Genomic DNA, 26,149 nt, shown 5'->3' with positions numbered 1-26,149 from the left:
GGCTCAACCTGATCGAGGGCTTCTTCTCCAAATTTGCTCGCTCGGTGTTGCGCCACATCCGGGTGACATCAAAACACGAGCTGAAGCAACGCATCATGGCCGGCATCGACGACGTGAACCGCCATCCGGTCATCCACACCTGGTCCTATAAACTCGCCGAGGCCGCCTGATATGATTCGAACCAAGGAAACGCTCGACTAGTAAGGAAGTGGAGGAGGCGGCATGATTTTGCGCGTTCGGGACGAGCTCAATGGCGTCGCCACTCTGATGCCGCCACGATCTCGGCATTGATTGAAGCTCTCAGCCAGCCCAACGTCTTTGACGCGACGTCGATCAGCTTGCACCATCAATCGTACGGTTTGTGGCGACAACTTGGCGTGCACGCCCATGTGCCGAACCGCGGCGGATGCTCTCGATCGGATTGTATGCCTCAGCTTTCTCCGGTGCTCAACAGGAAAGTCATAGAAAGCCAAGAGGCTTTAGATTGGCAATTCTTGTCGGGTAATCAAGGACGCGCATATTTGGCGCGATTGTCGACGAGCGTATTCGAGTGCATGCTCCCCGACCGCCGGCTTGGCGCCATTGAGATCCTGCATGGCCTTCTTGCCGCCCCAAACCGGTTCGGCATCTTTTTTGATTACACTGATGCTCTTGTGCTGCCAGCGCTCGTATCCGCCCCTCAATTGCTCGTTCAGGTCCGAAATCACCGAAGGTGAAAGGTTCGGCGCATCCTTTCCAGCTGCGCCAAGAGCGCCTCCTGGAGTCGACTGTCGACATACCCGCAGCTAAGGGGCGGGCAGCAGGGGATCGAGGCTCCTGGTCCGCCGCGCTCAAAGTGGCCAAGGTCAAGCGGATCCAACGGGCGAGCCGCTCGCGCGCCGATCCTCACCTTGGGCCTCGCAACCTCGATCGCACCGATATTCGTTGCGATGTTGCGCGCCGCGCCATAGCCGAGCCGCACGGCCGGGCACGACCATCCGCCGCGGCTTCAGCTCGCCGGCGTCTCCGGAACGAGGCAATTCCGTCTGGACGGCCCGGGCACACAGATCACGCGCTATGTTGCGGAGAGTTTGTAGCAGTGCATGGACAACCGCAGACAACTGACCGAAGGGCAAGATATTGATCGTCTCCTTCGAGCCGTATCGCCTCCTTGGAGAAGTTCTCGCAGGTTCGCCATCCGCCTGGATAGGCTGCCTCTCTGAGGGCTTCATCACCCAGACCCGCATAGCTCCCGCTTTCTCCGTATTCACCTGGTCCCGTTCAAGACCTCCATGTGCAGAACCCGACAGCAAATTGCGATTGAGTCGATCTGAAATCGTCAAGAGATGATTGTCTGAACCAAGCTTGCGAGTCCTGGCACGTCGATTGCTAAGAGGTGCCTGCTCCCTCGTGCCACTACATAGACGCAGAAGGCGGAGCGAGACCCAACTTGCCGTCCAAACCAATTCTCTAGCATAGAAGCGGCCCTGTTAACTGCCGCTCCGCCAACGGAGCCGGGTCATGCCGATCGACACATCCGAAATCTTCGCCTCCATTCGCATCAACAAGCAGGAAGCGCAGCAGCGCCAGACCGCGGCGCGATGCGAATGGCCGGGTTGCCAGAACAAGGCCAGCCATCCCGCGCCCAAGGGCCGCGACAATGCGCGCGAATATTGGCACTTCTGCATCGACCATGTTCGCGTATACAATCAGTCCTACAATTTCTTCTCGGGGATGAACGCGGAAGCGGTCGCGCGCTACCAGAACGACGCGCTGACCGGCCATCGTCCGACCTGGAAGATAGGCGAGAACATCAGCGCCCGCAAAATGAACGGCAGCGCGGCCGATGTCGATGACGATTGCCATGCCTGTACGCTCGTCGAGCTGAACGGACGCGCCAGTGCCCGCCCCCGCGCAAAAGCCAAGCCTGAGGCGCGCAAGATTTTAAATGCCGAGCGGAAAGCGTTGCAGGTGATGGGCCTGAATGCCAACGCGACGCTCGGCGATATCAAGGCGAAGTACAAGGAGATGGTCAAGCAGCACCATCCGGACGCCAATGGCGGCGACCGCTCCACGGAGGATCGCCTGGTCGAGATCATCAAGGCCTACCATTACCTGAAGACTGTGGTGCGCGAGAGCTAGCCCGGACACGACTTGAACGGCTTCATCCCACCGGCCGCTACGTAGCCCTTCATCGTGTGAAGGCTGCATCCGAGCTGGCGTGTAATCCGCTTCAGACCCCCACGCCTACGCGTGAAAGGCGCAGCATCTCCGCCAAGTTAGCCGGAGTCTTTATCAACAGCGGGCCGCGGATCAATCCACGACGAGCCTTCCGTGATTCTTTCCTCCTTCATTTGTTCGCTCCTCGGCTTTGCAAGGAGGGGGCAAGTGCTCACGACGCCGAAGGGGCCGGTTCGCAAAGGGCGCCACAGCGAAACGCTGAAAGAGCCGGCCATCGTCTGCTCAAAGACCCCGCAAGACTAAACTGCTACTCCGCTGCTCGGTTTCGAGGATGGAAAGGCCGTTACTGGATCTGGCTTGGGCCTTAGGACCGCACTCACAGGCAGCGCCCATCCGCGTTCCGCGTCAGTGCAGGTGAGGCAACCGGCCTTTAATCACGCTCTTGATCTGTATCAATTCGATGTCGCGCCTGAGACGTTGTCGCATGTTTACGTATGTCGCATCCGCTCGAAACACCTCAGATCAGACCGTCTTTCTCTGAGTGCCTCTCTCTTAAGAGGCCATTTTGCCAAATCGGAAGGTGGTACGAGAATTGCTGTGCCCATCATGCTGGTTCTTGGAAGTCCTGAGGATCGCATGTACGCCGTCGTCCTTGTCAAGCAGCTGGTTGTCAATGTCCGCGAGTGCCGGCCTAACATGCGCAAGCGCCTGAGGGGGCTGCACTGGTCCGTGACCTGAGGTGTGTCGAGCTGCGCGCAGAGTTCCGTGCCGAGCACACTTCTTTACGTCGGCGCTCTAGATGTTGGTATGTTCTTACGAGAAGTGCTGACCCTTGTCCGCCGCAACCGCTGCATCATTTGCCAGCCATTCTTTCGAGAGTCTGGATCCGCACGCGACGATTCGGCAGGGATAGCAACCCGACCGGTCGGCAACGAACGAAGCCAGCTCCGCGTTGGCTCAGGCTGCGGGCGGCGCGCGCCGGCTTGCTCCACCTATCTGATCTTCGGTACGCGCTGAGACCGGGTCGAACATTTCGGGCCCGGCGCTTTCCTTCGTGCGGGCGTCCAGCTGCAACAAGCAGAGCCAACATCTGTGCAAGTAAAACGGAAATAGACATGGATGACCAATCGCACGGCGAAATGCCACTCTCTTCAAGCGGACGGGAAAGTCGCGGGCCAGACCTATTCAGCTTCGTCGAATGCGCTACACAGACAAAATCGATCAAGGCGCTGTTCGATCTTCTTGTGAATTGCGCGAGCAAGGAAGGCTTTGATAAAGTCGCGTACGGAGCTCTCACCTGCCCGAATGAGCGTCGTCTGCTGGACTATCTGCCGCCCCCGCCAACTATAAACTTTCCGTCTGATTGGTGTCAACGCTATGCTGAGCAAGGGTATCGAGCGATCGACCCGGTAGTCCAGCGGACAGCAATGCTGCCCAGGCCCTTTCTTTGGGATGAACTGACCCGTCGATATGAACTGCAGCCCCGTGAGCTGCGCGTCTTACACGAGGCCAAAGAAGCAGGTCTTAAGCATGGCATAAGCGTTCCATTGTTTGGATCGCAAGGCCGATTGGCTTTCGTATCGTTTGCATCTCCCTTCGATGATGCCGATCCACAGGATCGCATGGCTCATCTCACGACATTGGCGTCGGCGTTTCACAACGCTGTCGCGCAGATTACACCGCCGCTTGATGAAGGTTGGGAGACAGACATTCCGCTAACACAGCGAGAAACAGAGTGCCTATATTGGGTCGCAGAAGGAAAGTCAGCCTGGGTAATCGGGCGACTTGTGGAGGTCAGCGAGAATACCGTCAACTTCCACATGAAGAACGTCGTCAGAAAGCTGGGGGCGGCGAACCGGACAAATGCTGTAGCCAAAGCAACCCGACGCCGCCTCATTTAACTCCGTGCCCTTTAGAGGAACGATTAAAGGCCCCGTCCTCGAGCGGTCTCTTCTGTCATTGCCGCCGATCGGGACAACCGATGTCAAGTGGCTTCAACGATGTACTGCAACGGAAAGCGGCTCAAACCAGATAGCTGGGCAGGCAAGCGCATTAGGCGCGCGTGTGCGGTGTCCCTCAACAGCGCCCGGTGAGGACTTGGGGCGTCGTCGTTGCATGCAAGTCTCGTTGCGCCAGACTCAATCCGCCTCTCAAGCGTTGTGTTGCTAAACAGGCTGCTCAACGAGATGGCGGGAAGACGCCGACATCATCTTCATTCCCTCCAGCAACCGTCCCGAGGCGATCGAGGCTGCGCCAGCCGTCCCGGCCTTATCTCGATTCGGCAATCGAGGTGCCGCTGCCGATGAGGTGGTGCTCGAGGTTATAGGCAACAGCATGGCGGTCTACGCGCGTGCGCACGCCTTTTGCCCGGTGTGATTGTCGGCAGTCCGCTGCAAGCGAAGCAACTCGCTCAGGCTCCCGACAAACGATAAGATCGTCCCGGTCACGCCGGCCGGGGATAAGCCAACTTTCCAGTGGGAATTAAAGGCGAGCGGGCAAGCAGTTAGAGACGTTCGACGGATGTTGGCGAACAACGGCGGACATGCCCCTGCGACTGTGGTGATGCCAGAGAACCATGGCGGTTTGCGCCATCCATCTTGCTGAGGCGCGGATTCTTGTCGGACCGGCCAAGGGTAGAGCGGCCATTGGCCTTGTGGATGACGACGGGCTACCGCTACCAGCGGATACCCGTACCGCACTGGCTGTTCTTGTAAACTAAGTGAAGAAATTGACCAGCAAGTCAATACATCGGAGCGAGAGCTGGCGCAGATCCAGAGAGTAGATCCCTCCCCCCGAGAGTTGGTCCCATAACGGGCACAGCTTTCGCTACGACCGTGCCTGATCCGATGACGCGCCCGGCGTGAGTTCGTGGTCTGGTTTGGCTCGAAGCCTGACAGACTTCTACCAGCGGGAAGGCTCGGCCCGGTCAGGGCGCATCCTAGCCCGGGCACTTCGTCTCTGTGGCGTAATGTAATGTCGTCTTGTAACCCAAAGACACGCCCGTGAGCCGGTGGCGGCTGAATCAGCTCTACGTGAACGGCGTCGGCCCTTAGTCGTCGCCGGTGCCGGCGCCTCGCGCCGCAAGACTAGGTTCGACGGCCTTGTGGGCTGCAACGGAAATTACCAATCTTGTTCTGTGAGGGGACAAGCCACTCACCGGCACAAGCAGGTTACAATCTTGATCGAGGTTGCACGCTTTCAGGATAGGCGATGATCCTTATCGACCCTGCTCGCCAGCCGCTGCTGGACGCCATAGTGTACAACAATTGAGAAATTGCAAGCTGTATCCCGTGGCGAGCAGGCACGGCATCGCCTCAACTGGCATGACGACGAAGGAGTGCGGTTAGCAGTCTCGAGGCAATAGTTTGCTTTCAAGGGCCGAGATCAATCCCCGCCACGATGAGAGCCGAGCTTGAGCCGAACTGGTAATGCAAACAGTTCGAGCATGGGCCGCATCAGCAATCTCTTTATCGACGTCAAGCGAAGCAAGCCGTACACTGCGATGAGGCAGGGTCAAAGCCATGACAAGTTGGGCCCCAACTTTCGGGAAAAGCCAACGCAGGTATTGTCGTTCAGGCCGAGCTCCCCGCTCCGTTCTCGCATCCTCTCACATCATGAAAATTCGTCCCGGGTTCAGGATATTGTTAGGATCGAGCGCCCGCTTGAGCGTACGCATCGTTTCGATCTCCTCCGCTGTCCTACTCATATTCAGATACGGCCGCTTAACTATGCCGATGCCATGTTCCGCTGAGATAGATCCGCCGAACTCACCGGTGATCTCATAAGCAAGCCTCTCTAGTTCTTCCCGCCTGTCAGGCGTGTGCTCGTGATGTAGCTCGACATGCAGATTGCCGTCGCCGACGTGACCGAACACAATCGCGAACGCTCTGGGGTCGATGCCCTTAATACGCCTAACAATTGTCTTGACATACTGATCCATCTGATTGATGGCGATGCTGACGTCGAGGGCAATACGTGCGGCATAAGGAAACGTCCGGGCAAGTTCCAAGCTGCAATCTCGGATACGCCATATCGCTGCTGCAGATGCATTCGACATCGAGAGCGTCGCGTCAAGGCTCATGTTCGCGCGCATTGCCGTATCGAGCAGCTTTTCCAGATCGGCGTGGACACGATGGGCATCGTCACCGGAGGCCTCGATCAAGGCATAGAAGGGATAATTGACAGCCAGCGGCCGGGTCACGCCCGTCACGCGCTCTAGCACAAGGCGGTAGTACTCGTTCCACATCACCTCGAATGCCGTCAGTTCTCCGCCCAGATGTTTTCGCGCCATCCCAAACATTGAGATGACTCGTTCAAAGGAAGGCAGGGCGCAAAGCGCCACTTGCCTCTCTATAGGGGCGGGGAAGATGCGCAAAGCGGCCCGCGTCACCACGCCCAGAATCCCTTCGCTGCCGATGAAAAGCTGCTTGAGGTCGATCCCAGTGTTGTTCTTGGTGTATTTGTGCAAGCCCTTTAGCACCGTGCCATCAGCGATAACGACTTCGAGGCCGAGGATCAGGTCGCGCATCATGCCGTACCGGATTACGCAATTGCCGCCGGCATTGGTTGAGATGTTGCCGCCGATCGTGCAGCTACCGCGCGCACCGAGATCGAGTGGGAACATGTAGCCTTCCTGCCCGACCCGTTCCTGTACTTTCTGCAGGGGCGCGCCAGCCTGCACCACTGCTGCGCCTGAGGAGGTGTCCACCTCCTCGACTGCATTCATAAGCTCCATCGACAGCACAATTTCATTCGGATTCGGCAGAGCGCCCCGCACCAATCCGGTCATGCCGCCCTGCGTCGTTAATGGCACTTTTTCACTGTGACAGAGCCGGAGCAAGGCGGTGACATCTTGCGTCGTCCTTGGACGGACGACCGCTCGCGGCTTCGCGACCGGTTTACCGGCCAAATCGTGGTAATAGCGAGACTCAATGTCCGTGCCAGTTAGCACCGAGCTTTTGCGGAGCGCGTTGCACAGCTGGCCGATGAAACTGTCCGTCATGTCCCTCACACTGCTTAAACGTCACGGCATGTCCCGATTAGAACGCTACAGCGCTTTCGTTGGTGTGCGGGGGAGTTATCAGCAATCTTGTCGAGTTCATTGAAAGCCACAAATCTCGTTCGCGCATCATTGTACCGATCTAGCAATTCACCGCCAACGTCCGGACGAACCACCAACGCTCTCGAGCTGCAGTGTGTTTCGCAGCAGGCAATCGACATGCCAATCAGATGAATTGGATGCGCAGCTCTGCTAGACAGAAGAAAGTACTCGTATCTCGCAACACAAAGCTGCGCCTTGCATTGGGCCAGAACGAAATTCTTGCGTTGGTTGCGTCTGCTGCTTGCGTCAACTCAGCCGTGCTCGGACAAGACCGTAAGGCTTTACTTCGGGCGTAGATGACCGCGATCCTGTTTGGTTTCTAACGGCGAGTATGACGAATTGTCGCGCTCTAAACACTGGCTGTCACCCGAGCGGTGTCGCGTTTTCAGATCCCAAACAACAGCTTAACGGGTCTGCAGACTGCTGGCACGGCTGTTGCTACTAGAGACAGCGATAGCTGCGTAAGACGACCGATGCTCTGTTGCTATCGTTCGAGTCGCAAAGGCATTGGAACTGCCAATTGCACCTTCATGTGCTGCAGCCGGCTGCCAAAAATGCAGTTCGGCCGTACCTCGTTGCATAGTGGTGCTGGAGCAAGAACGAGGCAATGGCCAGACCGAGTAGATCTGTTGCTGTTGGAATTATCTGGCGCGTGCACAGGGCGTCCCATCTGAAAGGAACGCGCGGCTTGTCTCGACGTGACGCAAACGTTTGCGTGCGCGACATTGTGCACGCAACAACAAAGGCAAGACAAATCCTTGCGGGACCTCAAATCGAACGCTCGCCAGAAATGGCGTCGGAAACGGCGTAACAGGATCAGACCATTTAAGCGCGTCGGCTGCGTGTGGCTCGACGCTATAAGCTTAAAGCAGCAATGTCGCACCTGTTTCACCGATGGAGGTGCGTGCAAGCCGGTAATGTGCACCTAGTGAAGGTGAGGATGCGATCAGGAGTTCGTCTTTGGCTTGCCACAACGATTGCGCTCGTTGGAAGTGGTGCCGCCAATCCAGCGGATCTCGATCCTGCAGGAAACACCATGCCGGGATTGTGGAGCTCGACCGAAGGATTGGATTGCGTGCTCGTCGGCGGCCAGTACGGCCGTAAGTCCCTCAGTGACTACCGTCCGTCAATCGATCGCAACGTCAGCGATACCTCTGGGCTCTTGCAGGATGGCAAGATCTGCGACAAACGAGGCCGTCGCCGGCGCGATATGACCTACCGACGAGCATTGAGGTGTGCGCGCTCACGCGCTTACCGTCTTGAAGGTTGCGCGGGATCGATGTGTAAGCAGCGCCTCGTTCCTCAAATCGGCGAGGGTCTACCTGATCATGTCTTGTTCGATGATCGTGCGCCTACGCCCGCTGTTCTCGCAGGAGTTTGGGCAGTGCCGTTGAGCGCCGGCGTTCATAGAGGCCGTCGTCCAGTTCCTCCAAAGCATCCAACAACGGGTTGTTTTCAATGACTCCCCTGTCGTGTCTTGCACCTTCGTGCGCCAATTCAGATGGAGTCGGCTCGCTCTGTCAGTGCGGCCGGATCGCGCCATGAATGTTCACGATGACCAACGACCCGCCGCGCTCCGCGAGGTCATGCCGTTCGTCTTCCAGCACTGGTTGAAGCAGCCTGTCCGCCTCACGTTCGTTCTCGTCGGTTTCTTAGGCGCACCGATCGCCGACCTGTTCATGCCGGTTTACTCGGGCCATCTCGTCGATGCATTAACGTCGGGTCCGAACGATCTGGTCGCGCGGCATGCGGCGCTGGTTGCATTCGGCAGCATCGTCGCGCTGGGTCTCATCTCGCTGATCCTACGGTTTGTTGGCCTGAAGGCGATTGTGCCGTTCACGCTGAAGACGATCGCTGATGCAACATGCGAAGCCTTCATGCGGGTGCAGCGCTTCTCGACTGATTGGCACGCCGATACCTTTGCCGGCTCGACCGTTCGCAAGATCACGCGTGGCATGTCTGCGCTCGACCTGCTCAATGCCACCATTCTGATGGCATTATGGCCGTCGCTCGCGGTGCTCGTGGGCTCAATGATCCTGTTAAGTCTGCACTGGCCAGGGCTCGGCGGCGTGATCGCACTCGGCGCGGTCGTCTATGTCGCGATCACGATGGTGATGACGATCGGCTATGTCGCGCCATCGGCACAAGAATCCAATGCCTGGGATACCAAGGTAGGCGGCACACTGGCGGACGCGCTCACCTGCAACGCTGTGGTGAAATCATTCGGCGCAGAGATGCGCGAGGATGCCCGTTTCAATGGTGTCATCAAGGAATGGCAGGTGCGGCTGTCGCGCACGTGGCAGCGTGGGAACGGCTCTTTTATGGTGCAGCACGTGATGCTGTTGTGCTTCCGCTGTTTGGTAATCGGCGGCGCTATCCTGCTGTGGATAGCCGGGCGGGCCTCGGCGGGCGACGCAACCTATATGCTGACGAGTTATTATGTCATCCACGCCTATTTGCGTGAGGTTGGCATGCACATCAACAATCTGCAGCGTTCTGTGAACGACATGACGGAACTTGTTACTATTAGTCGAGAGCAGATGGGCATCATCGATGCACCCGGTGCTAAACCGATCGATATTCGAGGTGGGAGGATTACATTCGAGAATGTGACGTTTCACTATGGGGGTCACCGCGCGCCCTTGTACGATGGCCTGTCGATCGACATCCGCGCCGGCGAACGCGTTGGACTTGTCGGCCGTTCCGGTTCGGGCAAGACTACGTTTATCAAGTTGGTGCAGCGGCTCTATGACCTCTCCGGCGGCAGGATCCTGATCGACGGCCAAGATATTGCCAAAGCGACACAGCAATCGCTGCGCAGCCAGATAGCGGTTGTGCAGCAGGAGCCGATCCTGTTTCACCGCACGCTGGCTGAGAACATCGCCTACGGCCGGCCCGAGGCCGACATGGCCGCGATCGAGCAGGCGGCGCGGCTCGCCAATGCGCATGACTTCATCCTGCGGCTGCCGCAAGGGTATGGCACGCTGGTCGGAGAGCGCGGTGTAAAGCTGTCGGGCGGTGAGCGGCAACGGGTCGCGCTCGCGCGGGCGTTCCTAGCGGACGCGCCGGTGTTGATACTGGACGAGGCGACCTCGAGCCTCGATTCGGAATCGGAGGGGCTGATCCAACAGGCGATGGAGCGGTTGATGAAGGGACGCACTTCGATCGTGATTGCGCATCGGCTATCGACGGTACGCAACTTCGAGCGCATTCTGGTGTTCGATCGCGGTGAGATCGTAGAGCAGGGCAACCACGACTCGCTGACTCGGGCTGGCGGTATCTATCGATGGCTGTTCGAAGGGCAGGCCACGGACGACCGGTTCGACGAGCCGTCCAACAAGTCGCTAACGGAGTTGGCACGACCCGATCTGGCTCGAGATCATAAGCGCGTACGGAGCGAACGAACTTGGTCGAAGCATTTGTGAGCATCATTGGTTCCGTACCCGTCCGGTCCATGTGCCTCGGGTGGCTGGAAGACAAGTTTGTCGGCTCAGCTGATTTCCGCAGAGTGGGCGGAACTTCCCGCGTCTGCCATTATTCGCGCTCGTCATTCGCGGGCGCTTGCCGCGTCTAAGGTCGCTTCGGTTTGCCTCAATCTGGATGATGGAATCCCGGCCGCGATCGCAATGTCGATTTGACCAAAAAAAATCCAGCATGCACGCACATGCTAATCGCTAATCTAAACGACAAATAGGAAGAACGCCTTTTACAGCTTTCACGGATCATGGTGCGATCGAGGGACAGTGGAATTCGAGCAGTCGCCGGCTTGGTGCTGCCGAGGAGGGAAATGTCGGTATCAAACGCCGTATTAGGCCACATCAGCAAGCTTTGAATGTCGGCAGCTAAGCTCAATTTGGTGCCTGGGATTGGAGAAATGCGCCGAGGGAGCGGTATGGTATGGAGTGTGTAGTGGTTCGGCGAGGCTTTAAGCTGTGGCCCGGCGGCGCTAAGCGCTGTCCAATTTCTGACAGGCACAAGCCCTGTCAGGTTTAGATGGGCGAGGGACATGCGTAATCAGACACTTAACCCGTTGACGGTTGTGGCATGGCCGTTGCTAGTGAGGTTCTGGCACCCTTGCAGGGAAGACGAGCGATGATCGTTCTGTCTGACATGTGTGTTGCCGGTCCTGAACAAAACGCAGGTATATAGTAGCCTTCGCGATAGTTTCGGAGAGCAACATGGTGCCGCGCATGGAAGCGCTGGTTGCTTCCATCAATACGAGCGTGGGCCAGGAGGCCGCACTGGGCGAGCACGACTTTGATGGAGCAGTGGACCTCCACTGCCTCTCCAGCAGCGGGCTCGCCAAGGTAGCGAGAAGGAGGAGCTGCTCGATGCCGATCGACTATCCTGCCATACTCGACCTGAAGACCGAAGCCGCACCCTATTCGTGGAGCGATCGGGAGGTGATGCTTTACGCGCTTGGGATTGGCATGGGCTCCGATCCTTTGAACGAAAAGGAGCTGCAGTTCGTCAACGAGGCATTTGCAACTCCCAAGCCGCTAAAGGTTATTCCGACTTTTGCTTCCGTCTGCGTCTGGGGGGCCCGACCCGGGTTCATCGACCTCAACCGCGTCATGGTCCTTGACGGCGAACGCGACATCACGTTTCACAAACCGATCCCCGCCGCAGCCAGCGTTACTGCGGATGCGCGCGTGCGCGGCGTGCACGACAAGGGAAGGGAGAAAGGCGCGATCATTCAGAACGAAGTGGTCGTTAGAGACGGCGCGTCGGAAAAGATGGTCACGATCGTTTCTTCGACGTTTGCGAGGGGCGACGGTGGCTTTGGCGGACCATCAGAGGGAATGCCTGAGCCGCATCAAATACCCCGCAGAGCGCCGGACCGATCAATCGATATCCCAACCCAGCCTGACCAAGCGCTGATCTACCGCTTGTCAGGTGATCGAAATCCATTACACAGCGATCCGGAATTTGCGCGCCGAGCGGGTTTTCCCAAGCCCGTTCTCCACGGCATGTGCACCTATGGACTGACCTGCAGAGCCGTGTTGCAGACCTATGCCGACTACGATCCCTCTGCCTTCCAACGTCATCGCGTCCGCTTTTCTGCCCCGGTGTTTCCGGGTGAGATCATTACTGTTAATCTGTGGCAGGACGGCAATTCGATTTCGTTCGAGGCTCATGTTCGGGAGCGCCAAGTTAAGGTCGTCAAGAATGGGCAGACATTGCTGGGCTGACCTGGTCTAGTTGAAGATACAACCGAATTGGCGCGGCACCGGTGCAGGTTTTAGAGACCAGTGCGACGCGATTTTTGCTGCAAGGGCAAGGCGCTGCTTAGGTAGCCAGCCGTTGGCTCGCGCCAAATAAACGATGCCCGCAAAGGTGCAGAAAGCGCAAAATCCATGGTCTCCCTGAACGAGTCCGGCCGCGCTTGGGACGCTCGCTAGGCCGCTGAACTGAGATGTGAAAGCCTATCTACTAGCCATATCTTGCAAGACGCGTGCTGCTAATGTCCTGCTTGAGAGCAGGGCTAGCGGAGTGAGCGCCGCCAAGAGAAGAGCCGTACCGGCGTTGAGTATGAAGCGTGCACCTAGCGAGTAGTGGCAACTTTGTCCTCACTGACTGCGCTGCGTAGCCGTTGCGAAATGAGAACGCCGTCGGCTAGCACCAGCACTGGCGCGCACGCTTAGCGCTGAGGATGAGCAGACCATACTGCTCCTCATAACCGCCCATGGGCAGTAGCTCACCTAGCCGAAGAGCAGAGAGGCGATTCGTTGCAACGATCAAACTCTAAGAAGGCGCAGGGCCAGAAGTCACGCTTGAGATCAGAAGCCGCTGTGGGCTTATCCAAGAATTGCGAGAATCCAGCGAACCGCCTGGTACGGAGCATCACTTGTGCGACAATTTTGAACGACCTCCATCCAAAGTGTTCGGCCCGAGGGGCGACGCTTGTTCTTCGCGATCGTTATCTGCTCAGCTGTCAGGTTTAAATCTATGTGTTCGGAGCGCGACGCTAAGGGCGAAGTATTTCGTTGCGCGGCTGAAGTAGATGCATCTGCGTCTGCTCTATACATCGTGATTTCTGGCATGCCGATTGCTGCCGTGACGTTGAATCGTCGGGTAATGTTGGCAGTTCTGGGGGTAGAATGAGAAGGTCTCGAATAGCCAAATCAATACACAGCAGCACTGTCGCGAACCGTTCCGCTACTTTGCGCTGGCAGCATGCCGTTCCAAAGAACGGGCCGAAATCCCGAAACGTCCTGTTTATGGCTGCGTGGCCTGGCAGGAGATGACGCCGAAGACACCGAAAGCGCATCAATGTCCCAAAGCTTGATCAACCTGCCCACTATTTTGGACGTGGAACCGATCGAACTGAACCTATTTCGTGGCACTAGTCCGAACACCAACGCGCAACGGGTGTTTGGAGGCCAGGTGATCGGGCAGGCGATGGCCGCGGCATGCCGCACAGTGGAGGGTCGGCTGCCGAATTCGCTGCACAGCTGCTTCATCCGGCCCGGTGACCCGCAGGCGCCCATTATTTACCAGGTCGAACGGCTGCGTGAGGGAAAGAGCTATTCGACGCGCCGCGTCAGCGCAATCCAGCATGGTACCGCAATCTTCTTCATCGTGGTCTCGTTCCATGCCGGGGAGGAGGGCGCCATTGACCATCACGACAAGATGCCTTGCGTGCCGCTGCCGGAAACGCTGATGGCAAAGGAAGTGCCTGAGCAGCCGATGTATTGTGAAACGATGGAATTTATCCGCCGTAATTACGCGATAGAGTTGCGCCCGGTCGAGCTCGGCCGTTATGTCGGTCAAAAAATTGATGACGGGCGCGTTCATGTTTGGATCAAGGCGGCGACGAGGCTGCGCGATGATCCAGTGCAGCATATGTGCGCGTTGGCCTATGCCTCAGATTACCCACTGCTCGATGCGGTGACGGCGCGCTATGAGCGCCCATTGTTCGACCAGCGTATGGCAATTGCAAGCCTCGACCACGCAATGTGGTTTCACCGCCCGTTTCGAGCAGACGACTGGCTGCTTTACGCCAAAGAGTCGCCGAGCGCGCAAGGCGGACGCGGTCTCGTGCGCGGCTTGATCTTCGAGCCTAACGGCACATTGGTCGCCTCTGTTACCCAGGAAGGTTCGGTGCGCGAGGGTCGCTGAGCTGTCATGTGCGTTAAACGTGATGATCATTCGAGGATCCAACAGCCGCCGGTTCTCAGCCCCGAGCAGCGTCCATCCCTCGTCCATGTGCGTCGTCGTGCTCGGACCTTTGTTCCGTTTAGTCGATGTTGCCAACCCGACAGTAACCGCAAGTATAGTTGCTGGCGCAGGATGAGGACACCAATTGCGCATCTCTAGACCGTCTTGTGGCACGGTGATTGCTTCGCAAGTGAAGGATCGTTGGAAAGGGTGGATGCGGTCGTCCGGGCCCGGGAGCTCAAAGGAAGGCGTCTCGTTTCTTACCAATCGATGTCAATGCACCAGTACAGTTGCAGTTGCGCCGCCTCAGCTACAAACAACATGGGCCCAAGAATTCCCTTATGGTTCGAAAGAAGGCTCGATTTCGGATTTCGGCTTCATCGCAGGGCTGCCATTCCGGGGAATGATGTCGAAGAAAAGCAAAGGCGCGTCAATGTCCAAAAGCTCGATCGACCTGCCCGCCATCTTCGACCTTGAGCCAATCGAGTCGAATCTGTTTCGCGGCAATAATCCAAGTCCTCGCCCTCAACGGGTGTTCGGTGGCCAGGTGATAGGGCAAGCGATGGTCGCGGCATGTCGCACGGTGAAGGACAGGCTGCCGCATTCGCTGCATGGCTATTTCATTCAGACCGGTGACCCACAGGTTCCGATTGTCTACGAAGTCCGACGGCTGCGTGATGGCAAAAGCTATTCGACACGGAGCGTCACAGCAATTCAGCATGGTAAGGCAATCTCTTCCATCGTGGTGTCATTTCACGCAGGTGAACACAGCGCTTTCGATCACCAAAACAAAATGCCCGCTGTTCCGCCGCCGGAAATGCTCACCGCAGAAGAACTAGCCAAGCAGTCGAAGTTCACCGACCTACCGGAATTCATCCGCCGCTATTATGACCGCGACCGTCCGATTGAGTTGCGTCCGGTCGAGATTAGCCGTTATGTCGGTCAGAAGATCGATGACGGCCGCTTTCATATGTGGATGAAGGCCGCAGCAAAGCTGCCCGATGACCCGACGCTTCACATGTGCGCGCTGGCCTACGCCTCAGATTTGGCGCTACTCGATGCGGTCATGGTCCGCTATGGCCGCACTCTGTTCGACGGGCGCATGATTTCGGCGAGCCTCGACCACGCAATTTGGTTCCACCGACCCTTTCGCGCCGACGAGTGGCTACTTTACGCCAAAGAGTCGCCGAGCGCGCAAGGCGGACGCGGCCTCGCGCGCGGCTTGATCTTCAAGCGTGACGGCACGCTGGTAGCGTCCGTCTCTCAGGAGGGCTCGGTGCGCGAACGGCGTTCGGTCTCCGACTGAGCAGAAACATCCTGAGACCGGCAGTCTTGCGCCTCACCCCGTCAGCAGCATTGCGATCAGACCCCTTAGCATCTGCGGGAGCCGTCGAAGTTGCGCCATCCGCGCGAAAGGCAATGACAGTCTTATGCTCTCATTGTTTCCGCCAGCTCTCGAGCGATACGCTTTGACTAAACGGAGTCATCATTTGCGTCTTCTTAGCGCGTACGAGGTCGGCTCCTGAAACTTGGGCTTCCCGACCCCACGTGAGCCAACTGCACAATCGATCGTAGAACTTAATAGGAGGACCAATTTGGGTGGGCAATCGCACTAGCCTGGGGCGTTGTAAACGAATGAACGATGCCACTAATGACGCGGGGATCATCTGCTGGCTCAAATTCACGAACATTCGTCGAGTGAGGGGCGCTGCGATCCTACCGTGTTCGTATCTCACGCAAAATAGGGCCTTGCGGCAGCATTCGCAGCCCTTTCCCGGGCGAGTCAAAATCGTTTTGTCGGCGCAGCGAGAAATGGAATCTGACCCACGTCGGCTTCAGATGCGCCCGTTCGCATCGCCAAAAGAAGCCACTCTCGGGCGAGCTAGGCGGCCTGAGATCCGCACAGAAAGTTCGATGAGTGAGGATTGTGCTGTATTGGTATTTAGCCGAAGCGGCTTGCGAATAATCGAGCAGGCGGTTCGGACCTCGGGCGGGCCCATCCGACGATGCGGAATCCGCGCGACCAAGCTCGACACGCGCGATGCGTCTCACGAAGGGCCCCGATGAAGTGCACTGCTGCACCATTGTCAGATTGGATTTCGGAAGGCTGCTCGGGTGCTTAATGAAGCGGAAGTCAACAATTTCGAGGAGCGTCACCTTGGCCGAGGGCTTCAGGAAGGACGAGGAGTTTTCGGGCACGAGGCCCGTCGAAGAGCGACATCGCATCGACGAGAGCCGTCTCGACCGCTGGATGCGCAAGCATGTCGAAGGTTATACCGGCTCCTTGACCGTCTTACAGTTTAAGGGAGGCCAATCCAATCCCACATACAAACTCGACAGCCGCGGCCGTTCCTACGTGTTGCGCAGAAAGCCGTTCGGCAAGTTGCTGCCGTCGGCGCATGCGGTCGACCGCGAGTACCGCGTCATCTCGGCGCTCGGCCAGCAGGGCTTCCCGGTTGCGCATGCGTTTGCGCTCTGTACTGACGAGGCCGTCATTGGTGCGGCATTCTACATCATGTCGATGGAGGAAGGACACGTCTATTGGGATCCGACTTTGCCGAGCCAGTCTGCCGAAATGCGGGCAAAGATTTTCTGCAGCAAGATCGAGACTCTCGCGAGGCTGCACATGTTTGATCCCGATAGCATCGGCCTTGCGGACTTCGGAAGGCCTGGCAATTATTTCGCGCGCCAAATCGATCGCTGGAGCAAGCAGTATCGCGCTTCGGAGACGCAATATATCCCGGAGGTTGAAAAGCTGATCGAATGGCTGCCGAATACGATTCCCGAGCAGAAACGTGTCTCCATCGTGCACGGCGACTATCGACTCGACAACATTATCTTCGATGCAAAGCAGCCGCGCGTGATCGCGGTACTCGACTGGGAATTGTCGACGCTCGGCGATCCCATGTCCGATTTTACCTATCTGTTGATGCAATGGATCAGGCCGGGTCTTGCGGACGCCGATCTGAAGACGCTCAATATCCCGAGCATGGACAAGGCCGCGCAAATCTATTGCGACTGCACGGGCAGCGAGCTGCCGGACTTGAACTGGTATTTTGCGTTTAATTTCTTTCGGTTGGTCGGCATGACTCAGGGCATCGCAGCCCGCATGCGAGATGGCACCGCCGCCAACACCAAGGCGATCGAAGCTGCCAAGCGTACCGTGCCGCTCGCGAAAGCATCATGGAATTATGCGCAGAAGGCGGGCGCGGGGTAACGCAAATTGCAGAAACGAGCCGAGTCAGGAGAGTTCTCAGTGAGTAGTTCTCGGCCCCAAGTTCAATAGAGGCGATCACCGGTCCGCGGCGCCGGTTCCTCCGAGCCGCCTCACTCCCCTAGAGGCAAGAAGGGCAGCGGTCGGCGGATCACGGTGAAGAGGTCGCGATCGAATGGCAAGCCTGAGCACCGAAAAGTGCTTCTTCAGATCCATGATCAGACATCCGTCGGCAGATTTCTTACCGATCAACAAGCTGTTCACTGCCTGGCCGTTCCTGGGCTCGAGAGACATTCGGAAACTTGCGTGCCACATTCATTTCCCATCGGCCGCGTCCATAGCGAGTAGCAGGACCCGATAGGGCGCGCATCGCAAGTCTTCGATCGTCAGTCCATGGAGCCTCAGATGGCTCTGATACGCCGCAGTCCGCGCGAATGTATTCCTCACCTGACTAGGTAGTGCCCCGATCGCTGTTGACGGTGTACAGCAATACTATCGCCGCTTCTCAATATCGGCCGTCGGTACAGACATGAACAGCCTCGTTGATCACCTGCACGCCCGACAATTGTTATATGATTATGCTGCCGCCACAACCGGCTCAATCGCACTGATCACGTCAACAAGAGCGCCCAGCTCTCCAACTTTCAAGTGCAATCGCTTCCCAAGAAACTCACGAAATGGGCTTTGATGGACCTCGACAAAAATCGACTTCGCGTTTGCAGCCCGTTCGAGCGTATGAGCTGTTACGCCTCAGCTTTACAGAGCATCTTGCAGAGGTGTTTGGCGCTGACCCGCTCCAACATGCCCATCCTCACGATGTCTATAAGATTATGCCCGGGAATAGCCTTCCAGTGGGATGGGTTAAGCGCGAACAGCATCTGTACAGGCATACCCAAAATCGCGGCAGGAGTAGCAAGCGGGAGCCGCTTTGCCATTATTCGTATTTGGCGTGGTAGCAGCGATGGCTGGACGGGTCGTTGCGCAATACGGATATGGGCATCAATCAAGCCGGAGATGTCGGCTGAGGCTGACAAGGCGCCCGATATTAACTACCTCGGCGATGATTGTCTCCACGACGCTGCGCGGCGGCGCATACCAAGTGGGGCGGCCGGGGCTTGCTGCTGTCCGGCGATGCAGAGCGAGAGGCAGTGATCCGCTGCTCCCATGCCGTGCCTGCCGACGACAACCGAGCACGCCATGGCAAATACCGGCGGTCTTCGTGTACGAACGCCCGGGTATCTTGTTCCGTATTTGACAGACCTGGAAAGATCTCGCTTCAATACACTGAGCGTCGTTTCCTATGTGCGAACATTCTCAAAGTAAAAGCTTAAGGTGTTCGAACGTCGCAGCACCAGCGTTGCCTATTTAGGAGCGGCTAGACTGAATAGCGGGACGCAGCAGGACCGGAAAGACGAAAGCTGATGAAGATCACGGGCGTTCGCACCCATATCCTTCAAGCCGCGCTGTCGGAGCCTCTTGCCTCCGCCCGTGGCTGGTATGATACGCGCACAGCGATGCTGGTCGAAATCGAGACCGACCAGGATATTATCGGCTGGGGCGAATGCTACGGGCCGGCAGGGATGACGGCTGCCGTGATCGAGAGGGTCGCGCCATGGCTGATGGGGGAGGACCCGCTGCGCACCGAGTATCTCTGGCAAATGATCTATGCGCGCCTGCGCGATCACGGCCAGAAGGGCATAGTGATAGAAGGCTTGAGCGGTATCGACATCGCGCTCTGGGACATCAAGGGCAAGCATTTCGGCGTTCCCGTGCATCAGCTGCTCGGCGGTGCGCAGCGGACTCACATCGTCGCCTACGCAACTGGCCTCCATAGACGCCAAGTTGAAGACCCCACCCGGGATTTAGCCGAGGAGGCGGCGCGCTACGTCGATGAGGGCTTCTCGGCGGTGAAGCTCAAGGTCGGCTTCGGTGTGGAGGAGGATGCGCTCGCGACGCGCGTCGTGAGAGAGGCGATCGGGCCGACTGTGTCGCTGATGGTGGACGCGAACCACGCCTTTGACAGCGTCGCAGCGATCCGTCTGGGCCGCATGATCGAAAAACACGATATCGGGTGGTTTGAGGAGCCGGTACCGCCAGAGGATCTTGCCGGCTATCGCGCGGTAAAGGCCGCACTTTCGATCCCGATCGCAGGCGGAGAATGTGAGTTCACTCGGTTCGGGTTCCGCAACCTCTTCGTCTCGCACGCGCTGGATATCGCCCAGCCCGACATTTGCGCGGCAGGTGGGCTCTCCGAATGCAAGAAGATCGCTGACATGGCAGAGGCATTCGGCGTCCGTTATAATCCGCATGTTTGGGGCACCGCGATCGCAATTGCGGCATCGCTACATTTACTTGCCGTTCTCCCGCCGCACACACGGTCCTCGCCCATACCCCTAGCGCCGCTGCTGGAGTTCGACCGAACCGAAAACCCACTCCGGCAGGCGATTGTCACCGAGCCCATCGAGCACACTCGCGGCATCGTCCCCGTACCTAACGCGCCGGGGTTGGGGATCGAGATCGATCGCAAGGCGCTAGTCCGATTTGCTAGGCAGTGATGCATCAGCTGCCGTGCGCAACCGCAACATTGCTGAATGGCAGGCGCTTGCGCTAGGTCGCTCAAGCCTCGCGAGCCCCAGCCACACGTCTGTGATCCGGACAGACAGCGAGCGATGCTCCTGTCCCTCGCTCGCGTTCATAGTCATGCCTGGTCTTCGATCAGCATTCGTCAAGCGCAGGTTCGAAGAACCGTTGGGCTGAATAATAATGTCGGTGGTCTGCTTAGGACCGGCTGTTGTGGGAGGGGTCTCGTCGAACGATCTGGCAGATCGACGAGGGCAGCATGAAGTCCTGCGCGCGGGGTGTCAGCCGTTGTGGCCCCTTGTCGCCGGGGAGCTATCGTGCGGAGAGCACCTCAATCTTACGTTTGGCAGCATTGTCGCAACCTGAGGCATCTGCATCCGTTCGTTCTCAGGACGACCGGGCTCGAACGTCGCTAGCTCCAGATCTGCTCGCATCGAGCTGGAGATAAGGAAAGCGAGCAAATCGATCGGTCACCCGCACGACAATCAAGCAGCCGTCGACCTTTCAATTGTCGTGCGAATTCCGACAGCGAAGGATGTCTGTTCCGTCAAAGCCCTGATGATCTACGAACGACTCGTTTTCGTATCAAATTAGAAAGTCAAAGCGTTCGAGCGTTGTTGGCACGGCCGTTGCTACAGAGAGGCTACAACACTGTCAAAGAGGCAGGCTCAATGCATTTTGGAAGGCAGGATGGGTGCTGCGCTCGCTCTCGCAAACCGGGGTGCTCGTTTCTGACGGAGAGAGAGGCGGGAATAGCAGCACAATCGTTGACGTCGATTGAGAGGAAAAAAACTCCTTAGCGGCAGATCACACTTTTGCGTCAAAAAGCTAACGAGAAGTTGAGCTGGACATGGGCCCATCATCCTACGGCTTCGCAAAGAGCCAGTAAAAGGAGATGCTCGCGTGACGCAAGAATACGCTTCGCGTTCAGTTCACTTAACGTCAAGGCCTCGCCCTATTGGCATGCATGGACAGGCTTTCCCAGTCCACCCCGCCTTGATCCGGTTGCAGGAGAATCCGATGGATCTTGTATTCACTGAGGAAGAACAAGCATTCCGAGAGGAAGTGCGCCAGTTTCTGCGCGATAATGTATCTCCCCAAATGCGGCACAAGATGGTCGAAGGCCGACATGTGTCGAAGCAAGAAATGGTCACTTGGTGGCGTATCCTCAACAAGAAGGGGTGGAACGTCAGTTCCTGGCCGAAGGAATATGGTGGCACAGGCTGGAGCTCGGTCCAGCACTACATTTTTAGGGAGGAACTGCAGATGTATCCGGCGCCGACGCCGCTCGCCTTTGGCGTCGGCATGGTTGGTCCGGTCATATACACCTTCGGCAACGAGGCGCAGAAAAAATATTATCTACCGCGCATCGCAAACGTAGATGATTGGTGGTGCCAGGGCTTTTCGGAACCCGGCGCCGGCTCGGATCTTGCTTCGCTCACGACCAAGGCCCAACGTAGGGGTGGCAAGTGGATCATCAATGGACAGAAGACTTGGACCACATACGCGCAGCACGCCAACATGATCTTCTGCCTCTGCCGCACCGATCCCAGCGCCAAGAAGCAGATGGGCATTTCCTTCATCGTCTTCGCCTTGGATTCGAAGGGCGTGACGGTGCGCCCGATTCAGACCATCGACGGTGGCTATGAGATCAACGAGGTTTTCTTCGACGACGTCAAGGTGCCCTGCGAAAACCTGATCGGCGAGGAAAACAAGGGCTGGGACTACGCAAAGTTCCTGCTGGGCAACGAGCGCACTGGTATTGCAAGGGTCGGCGTCTCCAAGGAGCGCATCCGGCACATCAAGGAGTTGGCCTCCAGCTTCGAAAGTGACGGCCGTCCTTTGATCGAGGATCGCACCTTCCGGGAGAAGCTCGCCATCTCCGAGATCGAGCTGAAGGCACTGGAGCTTACGCAACTGCGCATTGTCACCGCCGAAGGAAAGCACGGCAAGCCAAATCCCGTGTCTTCCATGCTTAAGATGAAGGGCGCACAAAGCCAGCAGGCCGCGACCGAGCTCTTGATGGAGATGATCGGGCCATTCGCTGCGCCCTATGACGAACATTCGCACGAAGCGATGGGCTGGACCGCGCAGATCGCGCCGAGCTACTTCAACAACCGCAAGGTCTCGATCTACGGCGGCTCTGACGAAATCCAGCGCAACATCATCGCCAAGGCGGTGCTGGGGCTCTAACCCTTCTTCCACCCTGCAAATGGGGAAACGGAAGGAGGTCCAGATCCATCGCCAGGAGAAGCTGAGATATGGACTTCAATTTGTCCGAGGAGCAACGGCTCCTCAAGGAAAGCGTTGATGGACTCTTGACCGATGTCTACGATTTCGAGCAGCGCAAGACATATTTGAGGGAGAAGGGCGGCTGGAGCAGACTAATCTGGAGCCGCCTTGCGGAGCTGGGCCTGCTCGGGCTTCCCTTCGTCGAAGCCGATGGCGGGTTTGGTGGCGGCGGCGTGGAGACCATGATCGTGATGGAAGCGTTCGGCCGAGCGCTGGTGGTCGAACCTTATCTCACCACCGTTGTGATCGGCGGCGGCTTCCTGCGCCGTGGCGGTTCGGATGCGCAGAAGACAGCTCATCTGCCAGGGATCATCGACGGGAGCAGAACCTTCGGTTTAGCGCAGCTCGAAAGGAACTCTCGCTATGATCTGAACGATGTGACGACCTCCGCAAGGAAGACCGGCGATGGGTGGGTCATTGACGGCGAAAAATTTGTCGTGCTCAACGGCGAGAACGCCGACACCTTGATCGTCACCGTCCGCACCAAAGGCGCTCAACGCGATCGAGATGGCATCGCGGTGCTTCTGGTGCCTGGCGACGCGAAAGGGATCGCCAAGAAGAGCTACCCGACCCAAGATGGGCTGCGCGCCGCCGACATCAGCTTCGCGAGGGTCGAGGTGGGCAGCGCAGCTGCGATCGGCGATCCCGACAACGCATTGCCGCTGATCGAGCGGGTGGTAGACGATGCCCGCAGCGCGCTTTGCGCCGAAGCCGTGGGCCTGATGGACGAATCGCTGAGGACCACAGTCGAGTATATGAAGACGCGAAAGCAGTTCGGGGTGCCAATCTCCTCGTTTCAGAGTCTGCAGCACCGCGCCGCCGACATGTTTGTGGCGCTCGAACAGGCGCGCTCGATGTCGATGTACGCTACGATAGCCGCGGATATGGATAATGCTGCCGAGCGTGCAAAAGCTGTCGCTGCGGCTAAGGTGCAGATCGGAAGGAGCGCAAAGTTCATCGGCCAGCAGTCGATCCAGCTTCACGGTGGAATTGGCATGACCATGGCCGCTAAGATCGGCCACTATTTTAAGCGGCTGACCATGATCGAGAACACGTTTGGGGATGCCGACTATCACCTTCGTCGGGTGAGTGAGACGGGCGCGTTGGTGTGATTTGTGCACTTGAGAAAATGGGTGTTTCAGTTTGAATCGTCCTTGCTGAGACGTCCAGCATTTGCGGATGTAGTCGTGAAGTTTGAGACATCATCAGGGTCTTCAGCCGTAGCCGTCATGCTGCAATGCTTGGGTTCGCCGGGTAGCCAACCGAGAAAGGCGCGTTTGAGACAGCTCAGTGTCGAGCCGATCTGTCTTCGCCCGCCGGAGCTCGCGCGATACCGGGATGCTCGACGGGTGGATCACGTCGGCCTCGATCTCTCGCCCTCGCAGCCAGCGCGCTAACCAGAAGTCGTCGCCGCCGGCCTCATAGGCGACGATTGATTTGATCGTGCGTTCAACCTGCATCGGTTCTTCTGCCAACGATGCAGAAGCGGCAGAGCGCATCCTGATCTGGGTTGAGCTTCTTCAATGGATTGCGTTCGAGGCCGGGCACAATACCGGCGACCAGCCAGCTCGACTGGCCGATCTCGATCACGGCGATCACTGTCGCGTCTTGTTCAAGTCTGACAAGGCATCTGCTCAGGTCGTTCTGCTTCGCCATGGGGCGCTCCATCGCTTTGTTGCCGCGACGATGGTGCCATTGCCCCACCGCGCACCCCAAGCTTCTAAACTGATCGGCCACCGAACTTTCATCCAGCGGCGGCTAGAGTCTCGGGATGCTTTGCAAGAAGACCAAACTTGGGATTACTCAGAACTGGAGTCTTGCGCCTCTGTCACGCTGGCGGGCTGGTTGCGCCAACATGGTTTTGAGCAAAGTCAGCGGCCGATTGCCGAACGGCTCGTCGAGGTCGAAGGTCGGGACGACGGGATCTGGAAAGCCGACTTCATGACGTTCGGCAAATGCGATCAGGGGCTGTTGTTTCTTCTAAAGACAAACTCGCTCCAACATCGATCACAGGTAAGCGCTTAGCCGTCACCCTATTGATGCGGGCTTGACGCTTTGCGGAATCGCCACGGCATGAGGTCTTCGATCCTGCTGTGTGGATGGCCGTCGATGATCGCCTCGAGTGTTTCGGCGATGTAGGCAGCCGGGTTGACGCCGTTGAGCTTGCAAGTAGCGACGATCGACGCCAGCAAGGCCCAGTTTTCTGCCCCGATTTCATTGCCCGCGACGGCCTCGGCGATCGGCGTCGTCCATGAACAGACGGTCCGCCATGGCCAGGTGATGGCGCCCTGCCAATGATTGTTAGCGGATGTCCTCGGCGCGCGTTGAGCCGCTGGAGATCATAGTAAGCTGTTTCTCAAACCACGGCTTTAAAGCAGCGATGAGGGGCAACGAATGCTCCTTGCGCGCGGCCAGCCGGATGCCCGGCGACGCACCGCGCACCATGGCTTCAATGGCGTAAAGCTGCGCGATGTGCCGAACGGCAAACCACGGCGCCGGTACTCGATCCCCGGCGCGGCCAAACGAAGAAGGGCTACTTCTGAGCGATCGCCTCAGACGACCGCGGCCACAGCGGCCCAAGTCCGCCGATCGTCCTGTTCCGATACGCCCCCGGTCGCAGCGGTGCCTTTGCGGAGCAGTTCCTGGATGGCTTTTGCGGACGCTTCCTGCAATGCGATGCCTACGACGGTTATGACCGGCTGACCGAAGTCGTTCGACCGCAAGGGCCGTGGACGCTCGTGCATTGCTGGAGCCATTCGCGCCGGCGCCTCGTCAAATTGGCCCGCAACAGCAAATCAAGGGCGCATTTTTTGGTTAGGCAGACCGGCCGGATGGCGTTCTCGACCGGGTTGGTGTCGAGCTCGAGACGCCCGTCTTCGAGGAAGCGGGTCAGCCATGTGGTTCGTGATGGGCTGAAGATGGAAGCAGGCGCGACCGGACCAGTTGCCCAGTGTCGCCCGATCAAACCGGATGCCCTGGCGCGCATAGATCTCGGACTGGCGGTAAAACCGCGTATGTCGCCGAACTTGGAGACGACCACGTGCGCAATGGCCGCTTCGGCCGGCAGCCCGCTGGGTACGACGTGCTCCGGCGCGTGCGCCTGCCCGACAGGGCCGGAACAGCGGCGGCAGATGTATTTCGGGCGGCGTGTGACCAGCACGCGCCATTGTGCCGGGATCACGTCAAGGCGCTTGCTGACGTCCTCGCCAATTTTCGCCATAACACCGCAACCGCACGGACAGAGCGTGCTCGCAGGCTCGATGATCCGTTCCACCCGCGGCAAATGGGCAGGCAAGCAGCCGCGATTGCGATGAGCACCTTGATCCGGCACGTTCCGCGATCGGCCAAGGATCACAGTCTCGGCTCTCTCCTGCGCCGCGTCCGAGATACCTTGCGCGATCTCCACGTCTTCCAGCGGCAAATGGTACTGATCTGGCCGCAGCTTCTCGGACTTCGCGCCGAACTTGTCGCATCGTAATTCGCCGAGAATGATCTCCAGCCGACGCCGCGCTTCCTCCGAAGCCGCCAGCGCCCCTTGATGCTCGCTCAAGGCCGCCTGCGTTTGAGCCAAAAGCGCCTTGAGGCGTTCGCTTTCGTCGCGCAGCGCCGCGATGCTCATGTGCTATTTCGAGCACATCGCC

The 26,149-nt window shown here is 58.1% G+C and carries 17 protein-coding genes and 2 pseudogenes; 13 read left to right on the top strand and 6 right to left on the bottom strand.

Going from position 1 to position 26,149, the window contains the following annotated elements:
• Positions 1–287: 287 nt before the first annotated feature.
• The 3 genes from P0R31_RS34235 (at position 288) to P0R31_RS34225 (ending at position 4,061) form a co-directional block, all read left to right on the top strand.
• A complete protein-coding gene (locus P0R31_RS34235; RefSeq protein WP_275519114.1) occupies positions 288–716 on the top strand; it encodes a hypothetical protein in 429 nt (142 codons plus the stop codon).
• 784 nt (positions 717–1,500) lie between these two features.
• On the top strand, positions 1,501–2,121 hold the full coding sequence (locus P0R31_RS34230) for a J domain-containing protein (RefSeq protein ID WP_275519112.1): 621 nt from the start codon (positions 1,501–1,503) through the stop codon (positions 2,119–2,121).
• Positions 2,122–3,275: 1,154 nt separating this feature from the next.
• Positions 3,276–4,061, top strand: coding sequence for a helix-turn-helix transcriptional regulator (locus P0R31_RS34225; protein ID WP_275519110.1), 786 nt, complete (start codon positions 3,276–3,278; stop codon positions 4,059–4,061).
• A 1,706-nt stretch (positions 4,062–5,767) separates the two neighbouring features.
• Here P0R31_RS34225 and P0R31_RS34220 read toward each other — a convergent pair.
• Positions 5,768–7,162, bottom strand: a complete 1,395-nt coding sequence (locus tag P0R31_RS34220) for an FAD-binding oxidoreductase (RefSeq protein WP_275519108.1) — start codon at positions 7,160–7,162, stop codon at positions 5,768–5,770.
• Positions 7,163–8,802: 1,640 nt separating this feature from the next.
• On the opposite strand from P0R31_RS34220, the gene P0R31_RS34215 reads away from it, so the two are divergent.
• The 8 genes from P0R31_RS34215 to pimD all read left to right on the top strand — a co-directional run bounded on the left by P0R31_RS34215 (position 8,803) and on the right by pimD (position 23,620).
• Complete coding sequence (locus P0R31_RS34215; protein ID WP_275519106.1) at positions 8,803–10,686, top strand: ABC transporter ATP-binding protein; 1,884 nt, start codon at positions 8,803–8,805, stop codon at positions 10,684–10,686.
• Between the two features lie 906 nt (positions 10,687–11,592).
• Positions 11,593–12,453, top strand: a complete 861-nt coding sequence (locus P0R31_RS34210; protein ID WP_275519128.1) for a MaoC/PaaZ C-terminal domain-containing protein — start codon at positions 11,593–11,595, stop codon at positions 12,451–12,453.
• 1,081 nt (positions 12,454–13,534) lie between these two features.
• Positions 13,535–14,383: an acyl-CoA thioesterase gene (locus tag P0R31_RS34205; RefSeq protein ID WP_275519104.1), complete on the top strand. Its 849-nt coding sequence runs from the start codon at positions 13,535–13,537 to the stop codon at positions 14,381–14,383.
• Between the two features lie 472 nt (positions 14,384–14,855).
• The gene (gene tesB / locus P0R31_RS34200) at positions 14,856–15,728 is read left to right on the top strand and encodes an acyl-CoA thioesterase II (RefSeq protein WP_275519126.1); all 873 of its coding nucleotides are present in this window, start codon (positions 14,856–14,858) and stop codon (positions 15,726–15,728) included.
• An 852-nt stretch (positions 15,729–16,580) separates the two neighbouring features.
• Positions 16,581–17,639, top strand: coding sequence for a phosphotransferase family protein (locus P0R31_RS34195; RefSeq protein ID WP_275519102.1), 1,059 nt, complete (start codon positions 16,581–16,583; stop codon positions 17,637–17,639).
• A 1,418-nt stretch (positions 17,640–19,057) separates the two neighbouring features.
• Positions 19,058–20,191, top strand: a complete 1,134-nt coding sequence (locus tag P0R31_RS34190; RefSeq protein WP_275519100.1) for a mandelate racemase/muconate lactonizing enzyme family protein — start codon at positions 19,058–19,060, stop codon at positions 20,189–20,191.
• Positions 20,192–21,236: 1,045 nt separating this feature from the next.
• Positions 21,237–22,409, top strand: coding sequence for a pimeloyl-CoA dehydrogenase large subunit (gene pimC / locus P0R31_RS34185; RefSeq protein WP_275519098.1), 1,173 nt, complete (start codon positions 21,237–21,239; stop codon positions 22,407–22,409).
• A 68-nt stretch (positions 22,410–22,477) separates the two neighbouring features.
• On the top strand, positions 22,478–23,620 hold the full coding sequence (gene pimD / locus P0R31_RS34180; RefSeq protein WP_275519096.1) for a pimeloyl-CoA dehydrogenase small subunit: 1,143 nt from the start codon (positions 22,478–22,480) through the stop codon (positions 23,618–23,620).
• A gap of 102 nt (positions 23,621–23,722) precedes the next feature.
• Here pimD and P0R31_RS34175 read toward each other — a convergent pair whose 3' ends face one another.
• Positions 23,723–23,968, bottom strand: a complete 246-nt coding sequence (locus tag P0R31_RS34175) for a hypothetical protein (RefSeq protein WP_275519094.1) — start codon at positions 23,966–23,968, stop codon at positions 23,723–23,725.
• Between P0R31_RS34175 and P0R31_RS34170 the strand changes: the two genes are divergently transcribed.
• On the top strand, positions 23,946–24,533 hold the full coding sequence (locus P0R31_RS34170; RefSeq protein WP_275519092.1) for a hypothetical protein: 588 nt from the start codon (positions 23,946–23,948) through the stop codon (positions 24,531–24,533). The two genes, P0R31_RS34175 and P0R31_RS34170, sit on opposite strands and share 23 nt — an antisense overlap.
• Positions 24,534–24,541: 8 nt before the next feature.
• On the opposite strand, the gene P0R31_RS34165 is transcribed toward P0R31_RS34170, so the two are convergent.
• Positions 24,542–24,700 (bottom strand): transposase domain-containing protein, encoded by a 159-nt coding sequence (locus tag P0R31_RS34165; protein ID WP_275519090.1) that lies wholly within the window; start codon positions 24,698–24,700, stop codon positions 24,542–24,544.
• A 109-nt stretch (positions 24,701–24,809) separates the two neighbouring features.
• Positions 24,810–24,953 (bottom strand): hypothetical protein, encoded by a 144-nt coding sequence (locus P0R31_RS40915; RefSeq protein ID WP_343299357.1) that lies wholly within the window; start codon positions 24,951–24,953, stop codon positions 24,810–24,812.
• Between the two features lie 101 nt (positions 24,954–25,054).
• Between P0R31_RS40915 and P0R31_RS34160 the strand changes: the two are divergent.
• Positions 25,055–25,261, top strand: a pseudogene (locus tag P0R31_RS34160) (IS66 family transposase); the annotation flags it as partial.
• Here P0R31_RS34160 and P0R31_RS41160 read toward each other — a convergent pair.
• Together P0R31_RS41160 and P0R31_RS34145 are read right to left on the bottom strand one after the other, a co-directional pair.
• Positions 25,198–25,641 (bottom strand): IS66 family transposase, encoded by a 444-nt coding sequence (locus tag P0R31_RS41160; RefSeq protein WP_430516884.1) that lies wholly within the window; start codon positions 25,639–25,641, stop codon positions 25,198–25,200. The pseudogene P0R31_RS34160 and the gene P0R31_RS41160 overlap by 64 nt on opposite strands.
• Positions 25,636–26,127 (bottom strand): annotated as a pseudogene (locus P0R31_RS34145) (IS66 family transposase zinc-finger binding domain-containing protein); the annotation flags it as partial. The gene P0R31_RS41160 and the pseudogene P0R31_RS34145, both read right to left, overlap by 6 nt.
• Positions 26,128–26,149 lie beyond the last annotated feature (22 nt).

Origin of the sequence: Bradyrhizobium yuanmingense (genome assembly GCF_029167105.1) — a bacterium.
GTDB classification, from domain to species: Bacteria; Pseudomonadota; Alphaproteobacteria; order Rhizobiales; family Xanthobacteraceae; genus Bradyrhizobium; species Bradyrhizobium yuanmingense_A.
The sequence above is the reverse complement of the archived record's forward strand: the minus strand, read 5'-3'. Positions and strand labels throughout refer to the sequence as shown.